Genomic DNA, 19,189 nt, shown 5'->3' with positions numbered 1-19,189 from the left:
TTGTTTCCCTACTCAAGGAATACCGTCATGACCATCAAAGCGATCAACGTCCGTAACCAATTCAAAGGCACCGTGAAGGAAATCCTCGAAGGCCCGGTCTTGTCGGAAATCGACGTGCAGACCGCTTCCGGCGTGGTGACCTCGGTGATCACCACCCGCTCGGTGCGCGAGCTGGAATTGCAGGTAGGCAGCGAGGTGATCGCCTTCGTCAAATCGACCGAAGTGTCCATCGCCAAGCTGTGAGCGCGGACCTGTGGGCGTGGCCGGTACGGCCGCGCCTGCGCGGTTAGCGTTTGGGCAGGTGGGGCGCCAGATACAAGCCCAGATACGCCTCGAATACCCGCATCCCTTCCTCGGCCATGCGCGGCGTGATGCGTTCGTGCAACTGGATCGAGCGCGCATAGACCCGGTCGCTGAGCGCCATCGCCAGGGCGAACACGTCCACATCTTCGGGCAGGGCCGGCAGCTGGAAGTGCCGGTCGAACACGGCCCGCATCAAGCCGTCCAGCTCCACGTCGTGCTGTCGATCGGCATTGCTCACCTCACTCAACCCATGCTGGGCCAGGATCAACTGGCGTGCGGCGGCGTCCTCGCCATAGATGGCCTGGGTGCGGCGCTCGATCAGGCGTGCCAGGTCGTGCCAGGTGTGCAGGGTGTCGGGCTCTATGGGGGCTTGCAAGGCGGCGCGGAAGGCGCGGTGGATGTCGGCGGTCAGGGCCTGGAGCAGCGCCGGGACGCTGGCGAAGAAGTGGTACACCGACGAAGGCGGAATCTGCGCGCGTTCGGCCACGCCATAGATCGATAAGCCGCCGACGCCTTGCTCGGACAACAGTTCGCGCGCCGCGGCGAGGATCGCTTCGATCCTCGCCTGGCTGCTGGCCCGCGGCCGGCGCGGGCCCGCAACGCGGTTCATCAGGTACTGATTGCCAGGATGCTGGCCTGGTAGGAACCGACGAACAGGTCGAAATCACCGACTTCCTCCTGCTCCAGGCGCGTCTGCTCGACCAGGGAATTGCGCGCCAGTGCTTCGAAGTGCTGCTGGCGTTCGGCATCCAGCGGCTTGCTGCGCAGGGCCTCGGCGTGGGCCAGGGTCTGGCGCATGGAGAACGCGGTGAAGCCTTCACCGTGCTGCTGCATGGCGGCCAGCACGCGCGCCGATGGGGTCAGGGACGCGTCTTCGACTTTGGCCTGTTGCAGGGCCAAGGCACTGACGTGCTCGCCGCCGCCGTGGCTCTGGTCCAGCCGCTCGGCGAACGGCGCGATGCGCGCGAGCAGCTCGTTGGCCCATCCCTTCATGGCGATCGCCTGGCCGTCGCGGTGCAGTTCCAGCCCTGGACGGCGGCCTTCCTTGACCACGGCGAGGAAATTGTTCGAGCACTGTGCGCATTCGCCATTGGTCAGCTGTGGGCTGTCGTCCAGCGCGCAGAGCAGCAGGAAGGCGTCGAGGAAGCGCGACTGCGGCAGGTCGATGCCTGTCGGCAGGAAGGGGTTGATGTCCAGGCAGCGCACTTCGACGTACTGCACGCCGCGCGCGACCAGAGCCTGGATCGGGCGTTCGCCGGTGTAGGCGACGCGCTTGGGGCGGATGTTGGAGTAGTACTCGTTTTCGATCTGCAGCACGTTGGTGTTGAGCTGCACCCATTCGCCGTCCTTGTGCGTGCCCACCTCGACGTAGGGCGGGTAGGGCGTGGCCACGGCCTGGCGCAGGCTGTCGGTGTAGCTTTCCAGGTCGTTGTAGCACGGCGTGAGGGACGCCTGGGCTTCGCTCTGGTAGCCCAGGTCGCTCATGCGCAGGCTGGTGGCGTAGGGCAGGTACAGGGTATTGGCGTCGAAGGTTTCCAGCTGGTGCGCGCGGCCGCGCAGGAAGCCTGCGTCCAACGCCGGCGAGGCGCCGAACAGGTACATCAACAGCCAGCTGTAGCGGCGGAAGTTGCGGATCAGGCCGATGTACATGCGCGACTGCAAATCGCGGTCGCTTTCCTCGCTGCTTTCGTCGTCGCGTAGCAAAGGCCACAGGGCTTCGGGCAAGGAGAAGTTGTAGTGGATGCCGGCGATGCACTGCATGGTGCGGCCGTAGCGCAGAGCCAGGCCCTTGCGGTACACGTGCTTGAGCTGGCCGATGTTCGAGGTGCCGTACTCGGCGATCGGGATGTTTTCCTCGGTCGGCAGCGGGCAGGGCATCGAAGGGCTCCACAGGTACTCGTCGCCGAGCCGTGTGTAGACGAAACGGTGGATCTCTTCGAGCTGGTCCAGCACCTGGGCCGGATCGGCCAGGGCAGGGGTGATGAATTCGAGCAGCGATTCGGAATAGTCGGTGGTGATCTGCTCGTTGGTCAGCGCCGAACCCAGGGTGTGGGGGTGCGGCGTCTGGGCCAGGCGACCGTCGGCGGTCACCCGGAGGCATTCACGTTCGATGCCGTGAAGGCACTGCGCGAGCAGAGGAAGATTGGCGCCGAGCAGGCTCAGGCGGCGGTTGAGGAGGTCGCTCAAGATGGATTCCTTCACGCGTCAGTCGCCCCACTATGGGGGTAGAGGTGACGGTCTACAAGGGTAGGTAAAAAGGAACTGGCGTTGTCGCCTGATTACGCGTTCCGGCAGTGCCCCGGCACTATCGAAAATACCCTCGAAAAATACCGTAGATACCCGTTGGTGAGCTAGCGGCGGAAGAAGGTTCCCCATGCGTCGCCGACGTGCCTGTCGCGTGCGGGCACGTCGGCGTCGAGGGTCACTTCTTCTTCAGTTGCCGGGCATTGGCGAACAGCGACGCCATGGCGTTGTTGGCCGGTGCCGGGGTGGCGGTCTCACGCGGGCGCGGCGCCTGCTGCGGGCGATTGCCGGCACTGCCGCGGTTGCCGCCGCGCGGGCCGTCGACCTTCTCGCCCGGGGTGTCGCCCATGCGCATCGACAGGCCCACGCGCTTGCGCGGGATGTCCACTTCCATGACCTTGACCTTGACCACGTCGCCGGCCTTGACCGCTTCGCGCGGGTCCTTGACGAACTTCTCCGACAGCGCCGAGATGTGTACCAGGCCGTCCTGGTGCACGCCGATGTCGACGAAGGCGCCGAAGTTGGTGACGTTGGTCACCACGCCTTCGAGGATCATGCCCGGTTGCAGGTCCTTGAGGTCTTCGACGCCGTCCTGGAAGGTCGCGGTCTTGAACTCCGGGCGCGGGTCGCGGCCGGGCTTGTCCAGTTCCTGGAGGATGTCGGTGACGGTCGGCAGGCCGAAGGTTTCGTCGGTGAAACGCTTGGGGTCCAGGCGCTTGAGGAAGCCGCTGTCGCCGATCAGCGAGCGGATGTCGCGGTCGGTGTTGGCGGCGATGCGCTGCACCAGCGGGTAGGCCTCCGGGTGCACCGCCGAGGCGTCGAGCGGGTTGTCGCCGTTCATCACGCGCAGGAAGCCTGCGGCCTGCTCGAAGGTCTTCTCGCCCAGGCGGCTGACCTTCTTCAGCGCTGCGCGGGTGGCGAACGGGCCGTTGGCGTCGCGGTGGGCGACGATGTTCTGCGCCAGGGTGGCGTTGAGCCCGGAGATGCGCGTGAGCAGCGCCACCGAGGCGGTGTTGACGTCCACGCCCACGGCGTTCACGCAGTCTTCGACCACCGCGTCCAGGCCGCGCGCCAGTTTGAGTTGCGACACATCGTGCTGGTACTGGCCGACGCCGATGGATTTGGGGTCGATCTTCACCAGCTCGGCCAGCGGGTCCTGCAAGCGGCGGGCGATGGACACCGCGCCACGGATCGACACGTCCAGGTCGGGGAATTCGCGGGCGGCCAGTTCCGAGGCCGAATACACCGAGGCGCCGGCCTCGGAGACCATGACCTTGGTCATTTTCAGGGCCGGGTAAAGCTTGATCAGATCGGCCGCCAGCTTGTCGGTCTCGCGGCTGGCGGTGCCGTTGCCGATGGCCAGCAGTTCCACCGAGTGCTTGGCGCACAGCGCGGCCAGCACGGCGAGGGTGCGGTCCCAGTCGTTGCGCGGCGCGTGCGGGTAGACGGTGGCGGTGTCGAGCAGCTTGCCGGTGGCATCGACCACGGCCACCTTGCAGCCGGTGCGCAGGCCAGGGTCCAGGCCCAGGGTGGTGCGCGGGCCGGCGGGGGCGGCCAGCAGCAGGTCGTGCAGGTTGTGGGCGAAGACGTTGATCGCCTCGCTCTCGGCCTTCTCGCGCAGCTCGCCGAACAGGTCGGTTTCCAGGCTGGTGTAGAGCTTGACCTTCCAGGTCCAGCGCACCACTTCGGCCAGCCATTTGTCGGCCGGGCGGCCCTGCTGCGCGATGCCCACGTGCTGGCCGATCATCAGCTCGCACGGGTGCAGCGTGCCGGGCAGTTCCTCGCCGACTTTGAGCGCCGCGCCCAGCACGCCTTCGTTGCGCCCGCGGAAGATCGCCAGGGCGCGGTGCGAGGGGACGTTGCGCAGCACTTCGTCGTGGGCGAAGTAGTCGCGGAACTTGGCGCCTTCCTCTTCCTTGCCGGGCACCAGGCGGGCGCTGAGCACCGCTTCCTGCTTTAGGAAGGTACGCAGCTTCTCGAGCAGCGCGGCGTCCTCGGCGAAGCGCTCCATGAGGATGTACTTGGCGCCTTCCAGCGCGGCCTTGACGTCGGCCACGCCTTTGTCGGCGTCGACGAAGCGCGCCGCTTCGCTTTCCGGCGCGCGTTGCGGGTCGTCGAAGAGGGTGTCGGCCAGCTCGCCGAGGCCGGCTTCCAGGGCGATCTGGCCCTTGGTGCGGCGCTTTTGCTTGTAGGGCAGGTAGAGGTCTTCGAGGCGCGTCTTGGTGTCGGCCAGGTTGATGTCGCGGGCCAGCTCCGGGGTCAGCTTACCTTGCTCCTGGATGCTGGACAGGATGCTGGCACGGCGCTCGTCGAGTTCGCGCAGGTAGCGCAGGCGTTCGTCGAGGTGGCGCAACTGGGTGTCGTCGAGGCTGCCGGTGACTTCTTTGCGGTAACGGGCGATGAAGGGCACCGTCGAGCCTTCGTCCAACAGGGCCACGGCCGCCTCGACCTGTTGTGGGCGAACGCCCAGTTCCTCGGCGATACGGCTGTTGATGCTGTCCATGAAAACCACCTGACAATGTGTGAATACTGAAGGCTGCGGAAGGCGCCCGGCGCCGGCCACCGCGATGAAAGCGGCGCATTATACCCATCGCGTCCGGCGTGCGGTGATAGCCTCAGGCCAGCGCCGGAGGCAGGGAAGTGGCACCTTGGGAAAAATCTGTTAACAATGCACCGAACACGCGCCTTTAACGGCTACGCCATAATGCGCACCGACATCAGAGGAGCTATTCATGAGTGGCACTGCGAACAACGTTGAAGGCGAGAAGATTCTCATCGTCGATGACGATCCCGGGTTGAGCAGCCTGCTCGAGCGTTTCTTCACCAGCAAGGGCTATCGCGTGCGCGCGGTGCCCAACGTCGAGCACATGGACCGCTTGCTGGCGCGCGAAGTCTTCAACCTGGTGGTGCTCGACCTCATGCTTCCCGGCGAAGACGGCCTGTCGGCCTGCCGTCGTCTGCGTGCCTCTAACAACCAGATCCCGATCATCATGCTCACCGCCAAGGGCGACGAACTGAGCCGCATCAAGGGTCTGGAGCTGGGCGCCGACGACTACCTGGCCAAACCGTTCAACCCCGACGAACTGGTCGCCCGGGTCAAAGCCGTGCTGCGCCGGCAGTCGCCCAGTGTACCGGGCGCGCCGGGCAGCGAAGACGAAACCGTCACCTTCGGCGACTACGAGCTGTCGCTGGCCACCCGCGAGCTCAAGCGCGGCGACGAAACCCACATGCTCACCACGGGCGAATTCGCCGTGCTCAAGGCGCTGGTCATGCACGCCCGCGAGCCGCTGACCCGCGACAAGCTGATGAACCTGGCCCGTGGCCGCGAATGGGATGCGCTGGAGCGCTCCATCGACGTGCAGATCTCGCGCCTGCGCCGCATGATCGAGCCCGACCCGTCCAAGCCGCGCTACATCCAGACCGTCTGGGGCGTGGGTTATGTCTTCGTGCCGGACGGCAACGCCGGCAAATGAAGCGCCGCCGGCAGGGCGACGGTCCAGCAGCAGGGCGATCCCCAGGGGTCGCCCTGCTTGCGTCTGTATCCATCCTGCCATTTCGTCGAGCGCGTCTCGGCCTTGCCCCACAGTAGTCGTGCCGATGAAAACGCCCCTCTGGTTTCCGCAAAGCTTCTTCTCCCGCACCCTCTGGCTGGTGCTGATCGTCGTGCTGTTCTCCAAGGCACTGACATTGGTGTACCTGCTGATGAACGAAGACGTGCTGGTCGACCGCCAGTACAGCCATGGCGTGGCCCTGACCCTGCGCGCGTATTGGGCGGCGGACGAAGAGAACCGCGACCGCATCGCCGAAGCGGCCGGGCTGATCCGCGTGACCGGCGCCGGGGTGCCCGAGGGCGAGCAGCACTGGCCGTACAGCGAGATCTACCAGCGCCAGATGCAGGCCGAGCTGGGCGAGGACACCGAGGTGCGGCTGCGCATCCACGCACCGCCCGCGCTGTGGGTCAACGCGCCGAGCCTGGGGCCGGGCTGGCTCAAGGTGCCGTTGTACCCGCACCCGCTACGCGGGCAGAAGATCTGGAACGTGCTGGGCTGGTTCCTGGCCATCGGCCTGCTGTCCACGGCGTCGGCGTGGATCTTCGTGCGTCAGCTCAACCAACCGCTCAAGCGCCTGGTGTTCGCCGCCCGGCAGCTGGGCCAGGGGCGCAGCGTGCGCCTGCCGATCAGCGATACGCCCAGCGAAATGGCCGAGGTCTATCGCTCGTTCAACCAGATGGCCGAAGACGTCGAACAGGCCGGGCGCGAGCGCGAGCTGATGCTGGCCGGGGTCTCCCACGACCTGCGCACACCCTTGACGCGGTTGCGGCTGTCGTTGTCGCTGATGGGCTCGGAGGGCGATCTGGCCGACGACATGGTGCGCGACATCGAAGACATGGACGCCATCCTCGACCAGTTTCTGGCCTTCATCCGCGATGGCCGCGACGAGCCGGTCGAAGAACTCGACCTCAACGACCTGATCCACGACGTGGTCGACCCCTACAACCAACCCGAAGAGCGGGTGCGCCTGTGCCTGGAGCCGATTCCGCCGTTTCCGCTGCGGCGGATATCGCTCAAGCGCATGCTCGACAACCTGATCGGCAATGCCCTGCACCATGCCGGGCAGGGCGTGGAGGTCGCGGCCTATGTGTCCGGCGACCACAGCGCGCCCTATGTGGTGCTGAGCGTGCTCGACCGCGGCACCGGCATCGACGAATCGGAGCTGCAAAGCATCTTCAACCCGTTCATCCGTGGCGACCGGGCGCGGGGCGGCAAGGGCACCGGCCTGGGGCTGGCCATCGTCAAACGGATCGCCGCGCAGCACGGCGGCAATGTCGAACTGCGCAACCGCTCGGGCGGCGGTATCGAAGCGCGGGTGCGCTTGCCCCTGGGGTTGATGCTTCCGCGCAACGCCGTCTGACCCACTGCCGAAATGAAAAGGCCCGATACGTATCGGGCCTTGTCGTTTTCAGCCTTTACCCTTGGTACGGGTCTGGTTGGGCCCGCCGTTCTTTTCCAGATGCTCGATGATCATGCCGGCCACGTCCTTGCTGGTGGTGACCTCGATGCCTTCCAGGCCGGGCGAGGAGTTGACCTCCATGACCAGCGGGCCATGGTTGGAGCGCAGGATGTCGACCCCGGCCACGCTCAAGCCCATGACCTTGGCCGCGCGAATGGCCGTCATGCGCTCTTCGGGAGTGATCTTGATCAGGCTGGCGACACCGCCACGGTGCAGGTTCGAGCGAAACTCCCCGGGCTTGGCCTGACGCTTCATCGAAGCGATGACCTTGTCGCCCACCACGAAGCAGCGGATGTCGGCGCCACCGGCTTCCTTGATGTACTCCTGGACCATGATGTTCTGCTTCAGGCCCATGAAGGCTTCGATCACCGATTCGGCGGCCTTGGTGGTTTCGCACAGCACCACACCGATGCCTTGGGTGCCTTCGAGCACCTTGATCACCAGCGGCGCGCCATTGACCATCTGGATCAGGTCGGGAATGTCGTCGGGCGAGTGGGCGAAGCCTGTGACCGGCAGGCCGATGCCGCGACGCGACAGCAGTTGCAGCGAGCGCAGCTTGTCGCGCGAGCGGGCGATGGCCACTGATTCGTTCAGCGGGTAGACCCCCATCATCTCGAACTGGCGCAACACCGCGCAGCCGTAGAACGTCACCGACGCGCCGATGCGCGGGATGACTGCATCGAAGCCTTCCAGGGGCTTGCCCCGGTAGTGGATCTGCGGCTTATGGCTGGCGATGTTCATGTACGCGCGGAGCGTATCGATGACCACCATCTCATGGCCACGCTGGGTGCCAGCCTCGACCAGACGGCGGGTGGAATACAGACGCGGATTGCGCGAAAGCACGGCGATCTTCATGCGACACCTGTGGCGGGGAAAGTAGCGGCCGGATAGGCCGGTTTGTCCTGAACGTATTTCAATCCTGGGTTCACTACCAATTGACCGTGGACGAGAGCTTTCGAGCCAATCAAAAGTCGATATCGCATACTTTTGCGGCAGGTCAGGGTGAATTCCACGTCCCAGACCCGATCGCCCAGCGCCAAGGTGGTACGGATGACGTAGCGCGTCTGCGTGTGGCCGTTGGAGCTTCTGACCCGTTTGATCGACACCAGCGGTGCTTCGCAGGGCAGATGCCGCTGCCGGGTCAGCGTGCCCAGGTGGGCAATGAAGCGCACCCACGGCTGGCCGTCGCGCTCGAACGGCTCGATCTCGGTGGCATGCAGGCTGGAGGTGCTGGCGCCGGTGTCGATCTTGGCCCGTAGGCCGGCGACGCCCAGGCCCGGCAGGGCGACCCACTCGCGCAGGCCGATCACACTCAGATGGTCAAATGTCTTCACGAAACATGCCCTGCGGATAAGGTGGTGCACTGTAAGCACCGCACGGACTTTTTGCATCCGCAAGTGAAGGTAGTACAGTTCTTCGAACGAAAGAATTCGAGGGAAAAAGATGACGAACAAGGCCGAAGACGACGACAAGGTCCGCCTCGACAAATGGCTCTGGGCCGCACGCTTCTACAAAACCCGCGCCCTGGCCAAGGCCGCCATCGAGAGCGGCAAGGTGCACTGCCGCGGCGAGCGCTGCAAGCCGGGCAAGGAGCCCCGTGTGGGCGACCAGTTCGTGTTGCGCATGGGCTTCGACGAAAAGACCGTGGTGGTCAAGGCGCTGTCTACGGTGCGCCGTGGCGCGCCCGAGGCGCAGACGCTGTACGAGGAGACCGAAGAGAGCATCCGCCAGCGCGAGAAAGCTGCCGAATTGCGCAAGGCCGGCGCCGTGGGCATGACCACCGATGGGCGGCCGAACAAGAAGCAGCGGCGGCAGATCCACCAGTTGCACGGCCATTTCGACTGACGCGCGCCGCTCTCGACGGGCAGCGGCGGGCCAGGCGGGACGGCGCTGCAGCAGCGTCCCGCCTGCGCGTCTCAGACGCGGTTGACGATACTCATGCCCTTGATCAGCGGCAGCTTCTGCAAGCCGCGGAACAGCGGCGCCGTCCAGCGCACCAGGGCTGCGCTCGCTTTGGCGGCGAACGGGGTGAAGCAGCTCCAGCCCAGGGCCAGCACGGCCATCAACAGGCCGCCGATGTAGTCGTCCTGGCCCCAATGGGCACCGGCGACCAGGCGCGGCAGCATGAACAGCAGCGCCAAGGCCCAGATCGCCACATGCTGCAGCGAACGGCGGGCGAACAGGCTCATGAACAGTGCCCAGATCAGCAGCACCGAGGCATGGTCGCCGGGGAAGCTCTTGCTCGAACGGTCCTTCAGCTCCCAGGATTTTTCCAGGTTCGGGTAGTAGTCGCTCAGGTGCACGGCGCTGTCGAACTGCATCGACGGGCTGGCGTGTTGCCAACCCATGGCGTCGACCCACTTGGAAAACAGGGCGCGAATCACCACTAACAGGAGCAGGGTGACCAGAAAGCCGAAGAAGGCTTCGCGTACCTGGAAAGCCCTGAACACCCAATCACCGCGGATCAGCAGCGCCAGCATGATCAGGCCCACGACGATGTCGAAGGGGCGCAGGCTGCCGACGGTCCAGATCAGGCGCCAGGTGGTGTTGCTCGCCAGTGGTGCGTTGAGCGTGTGGAACAGCCACTCGTCGAAAGTCAGGCAAAGGATCTGGCCAAACGGCCACAACCAGAAACACAGTAAGGCGATGGGCAGCGCGGTGCAGGCTGCCAATGGGCCCCAACGCCACCTGGCTTGGAACAGTGGTTGATTGTCCATAAGATACCTTCTAATCAGCAGCAAAAAATAAGAGCGCTTGTGACAGCGCTCGGTAGCGGGATTTCCTCCGCTTCACAATATTTTGACATTATTTTCAGATACCCGAACTGCGGAATTTATGAGCGATATGCCCGACACCGATTTCACCCAGCGTTTCCTTTTCGACGACCGCGACATTCGCGGCGAATGGGTATCGCTCGACGACAGCTACGCCCAGGTGCTGGCCCGTCATGCCTATCCTGCGCCGGTCGCGGCCTTGCTCGGCGAACTGATGGCGGCCACGGCCCTGCTCATCGGCGCCTTGAAGTTCGACGGCCTGCTGATCCTGCAGGCGCGCTCTTCGGGCCCGATTCCCCTGTTGATGGTCGAGTGCTCGAGCGCGCACGAAATCCGCGGGGTCGCCCGCTACGAGGCCGAGCAGATCCCGGCGCAGGCGTCCCTGGCCGAGCTGATGCCCGACGGCCACCTCACGTTGACCATCGACCCGATCAAGGGCCAGCGCTATCAGGGCACGGTCGACCTCGACGGCGCCGACATCGCCGAATGCTTCACCAACTACTTCCTGCAATCGCAGCAGCTCAACACCCGCTTCTGGCTCGACGCCAGCCAGGGCAAGGCCCGTGGCCTGTTGCTGCAGCAACTGCCGGTGGATCGTCAGCCCGATGACGAAGAGCGCGAGGAAAGCTGGCAGCACGTTCTGGCCCTGGCCAGCACGCTCAAGGCCGAGGAGTGGGCCGAGAGCAACGAAACCCTGCTGCACCGGCTGTTCCACGAAGACGCCGTGCGCCTGTTCGACGGGCAGTCGCTGCGCTTCCATTGCAGCTGCTCGCGCGAACGTTCCGGCAATGCGCTGGCGAGCCTGGGCGAGGCCGACGCATTGGCCTTGGTCGAAGAGTGCGGTGGGCAGGTAGAGGTCGACTGCCAGTTCTGCAACGAGCGTTATGTCTTCGACATCAGCGACGTGGAACAGCTGTTCCACGGTGGTGGCACCGAGACGCCCTCAGAAACTCGCCACTGAAACGTTTAAGCCCAAGACATTCTCCTGTCGAATTGCGCTAAACCCCCGTTCTGACAGGAGGGGTCTACTTTTTTTGGGCGTTTCTGGCATAATCCGGCCACTTTTTTCCACTGTAGTAGTTATTTACAGACGACTACAAAAACGTTCGGAGCACTCGGCCTCGGGCCGGATGAGGAAGCCTCATGACGCAAGCCAACAACACCGTGCACACCGACCTCAGCGTCGATGAACTGGTAAAAGAAGCGCTGTCCCGCGGTGAAGGCGTGCTGGCCGATACAGGCGCGCTGGTTGTGGAAACCGGCCACCGTACTGGCCGCTCGCCGGCTGATCGTTTCATCGTCGAAGAGCCCTCCACGCAAGAAGCGATTGCCTGGGGCCCGATCAACCGCAAGTTCCCGGCCGACAAGTTCGACGCCCTGTGGGACCGCGTGCAGGCCTTCAACGACGCCCAGGACCACTTCGTTTCCTACGTCCACGTAGGGGCCTCCGCCGAGCACTACCTGCCGGTCAAGATGACCACGCAAACCGCCTGGCAGAACCTGTTCGGCCGTTGCCTGTTCATCAACCCGCAGCAGTACAACCCGGCCGGTCGCGACGAGTGGCAAGTGCTCAACGTCGCCAACTTCGAGTGCGTACCCGAGCGTGACGGCACCCACTCCGACGGTTGCGTGATCATCAACTTCGCGCAGAAAAAAGTCCTCATCGCCGGCATGCGCTACGCCGGCGAAATGAAGAAAGCCATGTTCTCGGTGCAGAACTTCCTGCTGCCGGCCGCCGACGTGCTGCCCATGCACTGCGCCGCCAACATCGGCGAAGACGGCGACGTGACGCTGTTCTTCGGCCTGTCCGGCACCGGCAAGACCACCCTGTCGGCCGACGAAAGCCGTTACCTGATCGGTGACGACGAGCACGGCTGGGGCGAGGGCGTGGTGTTCAACATGGAAGGCGGTTGCTATGCCAAGTGCATCGACCTCTCCGAGCAGAACGAGCCGGTCATCTGGAAAGCCATCAAGCACGGCGCGGTACTGGAAAACGTCGTCATCGACGAGGCCAAGCACGCCGACTACACCGACGTCAGCCTGACCCAGAACAGCCGCGCGGCCTACCCGCTGGAGCACGTGGCCAAGCGTTCGGAACAGAACCTCGGCGGCGAGCCCAACGCGGTGATCTTCCTGACCTGCGACCTGACCGGCGTACTGCCGCCCGTGTCGATCCTCAACAACGAGCAGGCGGCCTACCACTTCCTGTCCGGCTACACCGCGCTGGTCGGTTCCACCGAAATGGGTTCGGGTAGCGGCATCAAGTCGACCTTCTCCACCTGCTTCGGCGCGCCGTTCTTCCCGCGTCCGGCTGGCGAGTACGCCGAGCTGCTGATCAAGCGCATCAACGGCTTCGGCTCGAAGGTCTATCTGGTCAACACCGGCTGGACCGGCGGTGGCTACGGTGTGGGCAAGCGTTTCAACATCCCCACCACCCGCGCGGTGATCGCTGCGATCCAGAGCGGGGCGCTGATCGGTGCCGAAACCGAGCACGTCGCCACCATCAACCTCGATGTGCCCAAGGCCGTTCCGGGCGTCGATACCCAGCTGCTCAACCCACGCAACACCTGGGCTGATCAAGCGGCCTACGACGAGGCCGCCAAAGGCCTGGCCAAGCTGTTCGTCGAGAACTTCAAGAAGTTCGACGTCTCCGACGCCATCGTCGCGGCAGGCCCTCAGCTGTAAGGCGCGCCAGCGATGGAAAAGAGCCGCCCCTCGGGGCGGCTTTTTCATGCCCTATCGAGACCTCCCGATTGGAGGTAAGCTTTTTCGCATAGATATTATGGTTATTAATAAATAGCCCATTATTCCTTTAAGTATATAAAAGCAGCTTTATACTCCCCCGAAATCGACACATTTCAGGGAGCTTCCCCATGCGCAACGAAACGATCCGCTACTTGATCGTGCCGGGCTGGCAAGGATCGCCAGACGACCATTGGCAAAGCCACTGGCAGCGCACCTTGCCCAACAGCAGCCGAGTCGAGCAGGCCGATTGGATCACGCCGCAGCGCGACGATTGGGTCGCCGCGCTGGAGCAAGCCATCCTCGCCGACGCTTCGCCGGTGATTCTGGTGGCCCACAGCCTAGGCTGCGTCACCGTGGCCCATTGGGCCGCCCAGGCCGATGCGCGGCTGTTGCAACAGGTGCGCGGCGCTTTGCTGGTAGCGCCGGCCGACGTCGAGCGCGCCGGTTGCGCGCCGGCATTGCGCAATTTCGCGCCGATTCCGTTGCAGCGCCTGCCGTTCGCCACCCAGGTGGTGAGCGCCGACAACGACGCGGCGGTCAGCGTGCCACGCGCCGTGTTCCTGGCCCAGGCCTGGGGCGCGGAGATGGGGCTGTTGCCCGGCGCCGGGCACATCAACGTCAAGTCCGGCCATGAGCGCTGGGAGCAAGGCTTCGCCTTTCTTTACCGTCTTCAGGGCCGCGCCGAGCAACACCTGTTGCGCCGCGCCTGAGCGACGCCGCCACCTTTCGCATCGCCGCAGGCGCCGTGTACGGAGCGTCTGCCTGGAGCACCTCCATGAGTCTGCAACATACGTTCGGCCAGCCGCTGCTGACCTTTCCCGAACTCGATAAAAGCCCGCTGAGCATCCGCGCCAAGGCGCTGGTGTTCGTCGATGCCCGCTCCCAGCAGCTGCGTGAGCAGCTCGAACGTCTGGCGCCGCTGCCCGTACCGGTGCTGATCCGTGGCGAGACCGGCACCGGCAAGGAGCTGCTGGCAAGGCATGTGCATCGGGCCAGCGACCGCAGCGGCCTGTTCGTGTCGGTCAACTGCGCTGCGATCAGCCCCACCTATGCCGATGCCGAGTTGTTCGGCTACCGCGCCGGCAGCCAGGGCGGCACCGCCAGTGGACGCGCCGGCTGGTTCGGCTCGGCCAACGGCGGCACCCTGTACCTGGACGAAATCGCCGACCTGCCCCTGGCCATCCAGGGCAAGCTGCTGGCCGCCCTGGAAAACCGCGAAGTGACACGGGTCGGTGCGCAGCAGCCGCAGGCGGTGGACGTACGCCTGGTGGCGGCCTCGAGTATCGAACTGGCCGGCGCCGTACGCGCGGGCCGTTTCAACGAAGGCCTGTACCGTTATCTGCACGAAGGCGAACTGGTGCTGCCGGCCCTGCGCGAGCGGGTGGGCGACATTCTGCCGTTGGCCGAGTATTTCGTCGGCATCTATAGCGCACGGCTGGACCGGCCCTTGCCGCTGCTCAGCGAAGCGGCGCAACTGGCACTCGAAGCCCACGACTGGCCCGGCAACACCCGCGAGTTGGAAAACGTCATCCATTTCGCCTTGCTGACCAGCGGCGACGATGAAATCCAAGCTCAAGACCTGGGTCTGACCCCGCACGATCCGATCACGGCGTTGGCCACGGATGCCGCGCAGATCGCGCGCAGCCGTGAGCCGCAGACCCTGGCGCGCCTACGCGAAACCCTGGCCCAGGCCCTGGCGGCGCTGGGCTGAGGCAATGGCAGGGTGGGCTAGAACCTGGCCTTGAGCCAGCGGTTATAACGCTGTGCTTTTTTGGCATAAAGCACTCGTTGAAATAGATTGTGAAGGCATAAGCAATCCCGGTATCTTCCGCTTCACGCCGGCCGCAGCTTGGGGTCGGTATCCGACTCCGCCATCGCCGATGGTCATCGAATCCTTGAGGAACGCTATGAAGAAGACCCTGTTGACCACGGCCCTGGCCGCTGCTCTTTCGTTCGCGGGCCTGGCCAGTGCCGCCGAGAAACTGGTGGTCGCCGCCACGCCGATCCCGCATGCCGAGATCCTCGAGCTGATCAAGCCGACCCTGGCCAAAGAGGGTGTGGACCTGGAGATCAAGGTCTTCACCGACTACGTGCAGCCCAACGTGCAGGTCGACCAGAAGCGTCTGGACGCCAACTACTTCCAGACCCTGCCTTACCTCAACAGCTTCAACGAAGGCAAGGGCACGCACCTGGAAACCGTGGTCGGCGTACACGTCGAGCCCTTCGGCGGCTACTCGAAGAAGGTCAAGAGCCTGGACGAGCTGAAGCAGGGCGCTACCGTCGCCATCCCCAACGAGGGCAGCAACAGCGGTCGCGCCTTGTTGCTGTTGCAGAAGGCCGGTCTGATCACCCTGAAAGACCCGACCAACGCCCTGGCGACGCCCAAGGACATCGCCGAGAACAAGAAGGGTCTCAAGTTCCGCGAACTGGAATCGGCCATGCTGCCGCGCGTGCTGGACCAGGTCGACCTGGACATGATCAACACCAACTACGCGCTGGAAGCGGGTCTGAACCCGGCCAAGGACGCCCTGGTCATCGAAGGCAGTGATTCGCCTTACGTCAACTTCCTGGTAGCGCGCCCCGACAACAAGGACAGCGACGCCATCCAGAAGCTGGCCAAGGCGCTGACCAGCCCGGAAGTGAAGGCCTTCATCGAGAAGAAATACCAAGGCGCAGTACTGCCGGCGTTCTAATTCGCCGCTTCGAACCTGCTCCGGACAACGCCGACGCTTTTGCGTCGGCGTTTTCGTTTCTGGCGGTTCGAGTGGCTTGCAGGCGTAGTGAAACCAGGCATCAAAGGGCTTGAACCCAATGGCGGAGAAGGAGCGCCGAGGAGCAATTCCAGCGATGGGTTCAGGAGATATAGATATGCAATAAAGATATTTAGAAAAAAATTCTTATGCCTTTAGAGTCTACCTGCGGCGCCCACCGGCCCGCTCCCAAGATTATCTGCGACGCCGAGCCACCCTCGCGTCGCCCCTGGAATATCTACGATGCCGTACCCCGTCCAACGTGTGTCGAGACGCCTGCCATGACGTTCGATACCGCCTTCATGCTGAGCACCTTGCCAGCCTTCTTCAGCGCCGTCGGCGTCACCTTGCAGGTAGGGCTGATCGCCATCTGCACCTCGTTGCTGGTGGCCGTGCTCAATGCGGCGATCCTGGTACTGCGTACACCGTACCTGGGGCGTCTGGTCAAAGGCTATGTGGAACTGGCGCGTAACACGCCGCTGCTCATCCAACTGTTCTTCGTCTATTTCGCCTTGCCCAGCCTGGGCGTGAAGGTGTCGGGCTTCACCGCGGCGATCGTCACCATGACCTTCATGGGCGGCGCCTACCTCACCGAGGTGCTGCGCGCCGGGGTCGAGGCGGTGCCGCGCGCGCAGCTCGAATCCGGCCGTTCGATCGGCTTGTCCGAAGGCCAGTTGCTGCGCCACGTGATCCTGCCCCAAGCAGGCATCCTGAGCCTGCCGGCGCTGTTCGCCAACTTCGTCTTCCTGCTCAAGGAAACCACCGTGGTGTCGGCAGTGGCGGTGCCGGAAATCCTCTACACGACCAAGAACTACATCGCCCTGTACTACAAGACCTACGAAATGCTCACGGTGCTGACGCTGTTGTGCCTGCTGCTGTTCCTGCCCCTGTCGCTGCTGCTGCGCCACGTCGAAAGGAGGCTGCAACATGGCCAGTTCGGCAATTGAGTTGCTGCTGGTGTCCCTGCCGCAACTGGCCAGGGGCGCGGCGCAGACCTTGGCCATTTCGGCCTTAGGCATCGTCTTCGCGACCTTGGGCGGCGTGCTGTACGGCGTGTTGTCGACACTGGGCAAGCGTTGGCTGAACCTCGTCTTGCAGGTGTACCTGGAGCTGTTTCGCGCCATTCCGGTGCTGGTCTGGTTGTACCTGGTGTTCTTCGGCTTGCCAATCTTCTTCGCCTTGAGCATTCCGAGCTTCTGGTGCGCGGTGCTGGTGCTGGGGCTGTGGGGCGCCAGCGAAATCGGCGAGGTGGTGCGCGGCGCATTGACCTCGCTGCCGCGCGGCCAGCGCGAGGCGGGTTTGTCCATCGGGCTGTCGGGGCCGCAGCTGTACGGTTTCGTGCTGCTGCCCCAGGCGCTCAAGCGCATGACCCCGCCGACCATCAACATCTACACGCGCATCGTCAAGACCAGTTCCCTGGCCGTACTGATCGGCGTGGTCGAGGTCATCAAGGCCGGCCAGCAGATCATCGAGCGCACCTACGAATCGGTGCTGATCTACGGCGTGCTGTTTCTGTTCTTCTTCTTCGTCTGCTATCCGCTTTCCGCCGCCTCGCGCGCGTTGGAACGGCGCTGGGCCCACTCATGAGCGCATTGATCGAATTCCAGGGTTTCAACAAGTTCTTCGGCGAGCACCAAGTGCTCAAGGACGTCGACCTGCAGGTACAGGCCGGCGAAGTGGTGGTGATTCTCGGCCCCAGCGGCTGCGGCAAGAGCACCTTGCTGCGTTGCCTCAATGGCCTGGAGGAGGCTCACAGCGGCAGCCTGCGCCTCGACGGCCAGGAGCTACTGCATCCCGGCACCGATTGGCGCCAGGTGCGCCAGCGGGTGGGCATGGTGTTCCAGAGCTACCACCTGTTCGGCCACATGAGCGTGATCGACAACCTGTTGCTCGGCCCGCTCAAGGTGCAGCAGCGCCCACGTGCCGAGGCCCTGGCGCAGGCCGAAGCGCTGCTGGCGCGGGTCGGCCTGCTGGACAAGCGCGACGCTTTTCCCCGGCAGCTATCGGGTGGCCAGCAGCAGCGCATCGCCATCGTCCGCTCGTTGTGCATGAACCCGCAGGTGATGTTGTTCGACGAGGTCACCGCCGCCCTGGACCCGGAGATGGTCAAGGAAGTGCTGCAGGTGATCCAGGGCCTGGCCCGCGACGGCATGACCCTGCTCATCGTCACCCATGAAATGGCCTTCGCCCGCGCGGTGGCCGACCGCATTCTGTTCATGGAGGCCGGCAGGATCCTTGAACACAGCGACCCCGAGAGCTTCTTCAGCCAACCGCGAACCGCACGCGCGCAGCAGTTCCTGGACAAATTCTCCTTTGTCGAAAGCCTGCCGAAGACACCACACAAGGAACTGTCATGAAAACTGCCCCCTTCAGCAAACTGCTGCTCTCGCTGCTCGGCCTGGCCCTGCTGGCCGGCTGCGACAAACCGGCATCAAGCGACACTGCGGCGGCGGCCAAACCGGCTGCCTCGACCCGCTACCTGGAGACCATCAAGGCCCGCGACAAGCTGGTCGTCGGGGTCTTCACCGACAAGCCGCCGTTCGGCTTCGTCGATGAAAAGGGCCGTTACGTAGGCTTCGACACCGACATCGGCCGGCGTCTGGCCAAGGACCTGCTCGGCGACGAGAACAAGGTCGAGTTCGTGGCCGTGGAGCCGGCCAGCCGCATCCCGTTCCTGCAAAGCGACAAGGTCGACCTGATCCTGGCCAACATGACCGTCACCCCGGAACGCAAGGAAGCGGTGGACTTCACCAACCCCAACCTGCGTGTGGCGGTGCAGGCCCTGGTCGCCGACGGCAGCCCGGTGAAATCCCTGGACGACCTGGCCGACAAGACCACCATCGTCACCACCGGCACTACGGCCGATATCTGGCTGACCAAAAACCATCCCGATTGGAAACTGCTCAAGTTCGAGAAGAACAGCGAGTCGCTGCAGGCCCTGGCCAACGGCCGTGGCGATGCCTATGCCCAGGACAACCTGATCCTGTTCAGCTGGGCCAAGCAGAACCCAGGCTATCGCGTGCTGCCGCAATTGCTGGGCGAAGAAGCGCCGATCGCTCCGGCGGTGAAAAAGGGCAATACGGAGCTGCGCGACTGGGTCAACGCCGAGCTGGCCAAGCTGGGTGAGGAGAAATTCCTGCTCAAGCTGTACGACCAGTACGTGCGCAAGGAATTGAGCGACGACACCAAGCCTGAAAGCGTGATCGTCGAAGGGGGTAAGTGGCAGGGGTGATGAGGGCTGAAGGATAGTGTGTTGCTGCGGTTGGGCCGGCTACGCCGGCCATCGCGGCTAAAGCCGCTCCCACAGGGGTGTGAGCTGCACCCCAAAGGTGGAACGGGTGTCCAGTATTTAGGGTGCAGCTC

Annotated in this window: 19 protein-coding genes; 13 read left to right on the top strand and 6 right to left on the bottom strand. The window is 64.2% G+C overall.

All coding sequences use genetic code 11. The features are described 5' to 3' along the window. Positions 1-27: 27 nt before the first annotated feature. Positions 28-243, top strand: a complete 216-nt coding sequence (locus B4M43_RS10425; RefSeq protein WP_027595183.1) for a TOBE domain-containing protein — start codon at positions 28-30, stop codon at positions 241-243. Between the two features lie 43 nt (positions 244-286). On the opposite strand, the gene B4M43_RS10420 is transcribed toward B4M43_RS10425, so the two are convergent. The 3 genes from B4M43_RS10420 to B4M43_RS10410 form a co-directional block, all read right to left on the bottom strand. Then, a complete protein-coding gene (locus B4M43_RS10420) occupies positions 287-913 on the bottom strand; it encodes a TetR/AcrR family transcriptional regulator (protein ID WP_296266714.1) in 627 nt (208 codons plus the stop codon). Next, positions 913-2,505, bottom strand: coding sequence for a glutamate--cysteine ligase (gene gshA / locus B4M43_RS10415; RefSeq protein WP_296266712.1), 1,593 nt, complete (start codon positions 2,503-2,505; stop codon positions 913-915). The genes B4M43_RS10420 and gshA overlap by 1 nt, the downstream gene beginning before the upstream one ends. Positions 2,506-2,725: 220 nt before the next feature. Next, complete coding sequence (locus B4M43_RS10410; RefSeq protein ID WP_296266709.1) at positions 2,726-5,050, bottom strand: Tex family protein; 2,325 nt, start codon at positions 5,048-5,050, stop codon at positions 2,726-2,728. A gap of 229 nt (positions 5,051-5,279) precedes the next feature. Between B4M43_RS10410 and ompR the strand changes: the two genes are divergently transcribed. Both ompR and B4M43_RS10400 read left to right on the top strand, forming a co-directional pair. Beyond that, complete coding sequence (ompR, locus tag B4M43_RS10405) at positions 5,280-6,020, top strand: two-component system response regulator OmpR (RefSeq protein ID WP_296266708.1); 741 nt, start codon at positions 5,280-5,282, stop codon at positions 6,018-6,020. A 124-nt stretch (positions 6,021-6,144) separates the two neighbouring features. Further along, complete coding sequence (locus B4M43_RS10400) at positions 6,145-7,458, top strand: ATP-binding protein (RefSeq protein WP_296266706.1); 1,314 nt, start codon at positions 6,145-6,147, stop codon at positions 7,456-7,458. Between the two features lie 48 nt (positions 7,459-7,506). On the opposite strand, the gene rimK is transcribed toward B4M43_RS10400, so the two are convergent. Together rimK and B4M43_RS10390 are read right to left on the bottom strand one after the other, a co-directional pair. Continuing rightward, positions 7,507-8,412 carry a 30S ribosomal protein S6--L-glutamate ligase gene (rimK, locus tag B4M43_RS10395; protein ID WP_296266703.1) on the bottom strand — a complete coding sequence of 302 codons (906 nt, stop codon included), beginning with the start codon at positions 8,410-8,412 and terminating at the stop codon, positions 7,507-7,509. Next, positions 8,409-8,891 carry an ATP-dependent zinc protease gene (locus B4M43_RS10390; protein WP_296266701.1) on the bottom strand — a complete coding sequence of 161 codons (483 nt, stop codon included), beginning with the start codon at positions 8,889-8,891 and terminating at the stop codon, positions 8,409-8,411. The genes rimK and B4M43_RS10390 overlap by 4 nt, the downstream gene beginning before the upstream one ends. Positions 8,892-9,000: 109 nt before the next feature. On the opposite strand from B4M43_RS10390, the gene B4M43_RS10385 reads away from it, so the two are divergent. After that, positions 9,001-9,402 carry an RNA-binding S4 domain-containing protein gene (locus tag B4M43_RS10385; protein WP_296266699.1) on the top strand — a complete coding sequence of 134 codons (402 nt, stop codon included), beginning with the start codon at positions 9,001-9,003 and terminating at the stop codon, positions 9,400-9,402. Between the two features lie 71 nt (positions 9,403-9,473). On the opposite strand, the gene B4M43_RS10380 is transcribed toward B4M43_RS10385, so the two are convergent. Beyond that, positions 9,474-10,274: a phosphatase PAP2 family protein gene (locus B4M43_RS10380; RefSeq protein ID WP_296266697.1), complete on the bottom strand. Its 801-nt coding sequence runs from the start codon at positions 10,272-10,274 to the stop codon at positions 9,474-9,476. A 118-nt stretch (positions 10,275-10,392) separates the two neighbouring features. Here B4M43_RS10380 and hslO point away from each other — a divergent pair, with 118 nt between their 5' ends. The 9 genes from hslO to B4M43_RS10335 all read left to right on the top strand — a co-directional run bounded on the left by hslO (position 10,393) and on the right by B4M43_RS10335 (position 19,058). Beyond that, the gene (hslO, locus tag B4M43_RS10375; protein WP_296266695.1) at positions 10,393-11,292 is read left to right on the top strand and encodes an Hsp33 family molecular chaperone HslO; all 900 of its coding nucleotides are present in this window, start codon (positions 10,393-10,395) and stop codon (positions 11,290-11,292) included. A gap of 182 nt (positions 11,293-11,474) precedes the next feature. After that, positions 11,475-13,016: a phosphoenolpyruvate carboxykinase gene (locus B4M43_RS10370; protein ID WP_296266693.1), complete on the top strand. Its 1,542-nt coding sequence runs from the start codon at positions 11,475-11,477 to the stop codon at positions 13,014-13,016. A gap of 188 nt (positions 13,017-13,204) precedes the next feature. Then, the gene (locus B4M43_RS10365; RefSeq protein ID WP_296266691.1) at positions 13,205-13,786 is read left to right on the top strand and encodes an alpha/beta hydrolase; all 582 of its coding nucleotides are present in this window, start codon (positions 13,205-13,207) and stop codon (positions 13,784-13,786) included. Positions 13,787-13,851: 65 nt separating this feature from the next. Further along, positions 13,852-14,787 (top strand): sigma 54-interacting transcriptional regulator, encoded by a 936-nt coding sequence (locus tag B4M43_RS10360; RefSeq protein WP_296266689.1) that lies wholly within the window; start codon positions 13,852-13,854, stop codon positions 14,785-14,787. Between the two features lie 196 nt (positions 14,788-14,983). Continuing rightward, positions 14,984-15,769: a MetQ/NlpA family ABC transporter substrate-binding protein gene (locus B4M43_RS10355; protein ID WP_296266687.1), complete on the top strand. Its 786-nt coding sequence runs from the start codon at positions 14,984-14,986 to the stop codon at positions 15,767-15,769. Positions 15,770-16,107: 338 nt separating this feature from the next. After that, positions 16,108-16,773 (top strand): amino acid ABC transporter permease, encoded by a 666-nt coding sequence (locus tag B4M43_RS10350; RefSeq protein ID WP_296266685.1) that lies wholly within the window; start codon positions 16,108-16,110, stop codon positions 16,771-16,773. Then, positions 16,754-17,413, top strand: coding sequence for an amino acid ABC transporter permease (locus B4M43_RS10345; protein WP_296266684.1), 660 nt, complete (start codon positions 16,754-16,756; stop codon positions 17,411-17,413). Before B4M43_RS10350 ends, B4M43_RS10345 begins: the two co-directional genes overlap by 20 nt. Next, positions 17,410-18,183, top strand: coding sequence for an amino acid ABC transporter ATP-binding protein (locus B4M43_RS10340; protein ID WP_296266681.1), 774 nt, complete (start codon positions 17,410-17,412; stop codon positions 18,181-18,183). Before B4M43_RS10345 ends, B4M43_RS10340 begins: the two co-directional genes overlap by 4 nt. Then, the gene (locus B4M43_RS10335) at positions 18,180-19,058 is read left to right on the top strand and encodes a transporter substrate-binding domain-containing protein (RefSeq protein WP_296266679.1); all 879 of its coding nucleotides are present in this window, start codon (positions 18,180-18,182) and stop codon (positions 19,056-19,058) included. The genes B4M43_RS10340 and B4M43_RS10335 overlap by 4 nt, the downstream gene beginning before the upstream one ends. The last annotated feature ends 131 nt before the right edge of the window (positions 19,059-19,189 follow it).

Origin of the sequence: Pseudomonas sp. UBA6562 (assembly GCF_002434265.1) — a bacterium.
Lineage (GTDB): Bacteria > Pseudomonadota > Gammaproteobacteria > Pseudomonadales > Pseudomonadaceae > Aquipseudomonas.
Note: the sequence above shows the minus strand (reverse complement) of the source record. Positions and strands in the feature narration are given on the sequence as shown.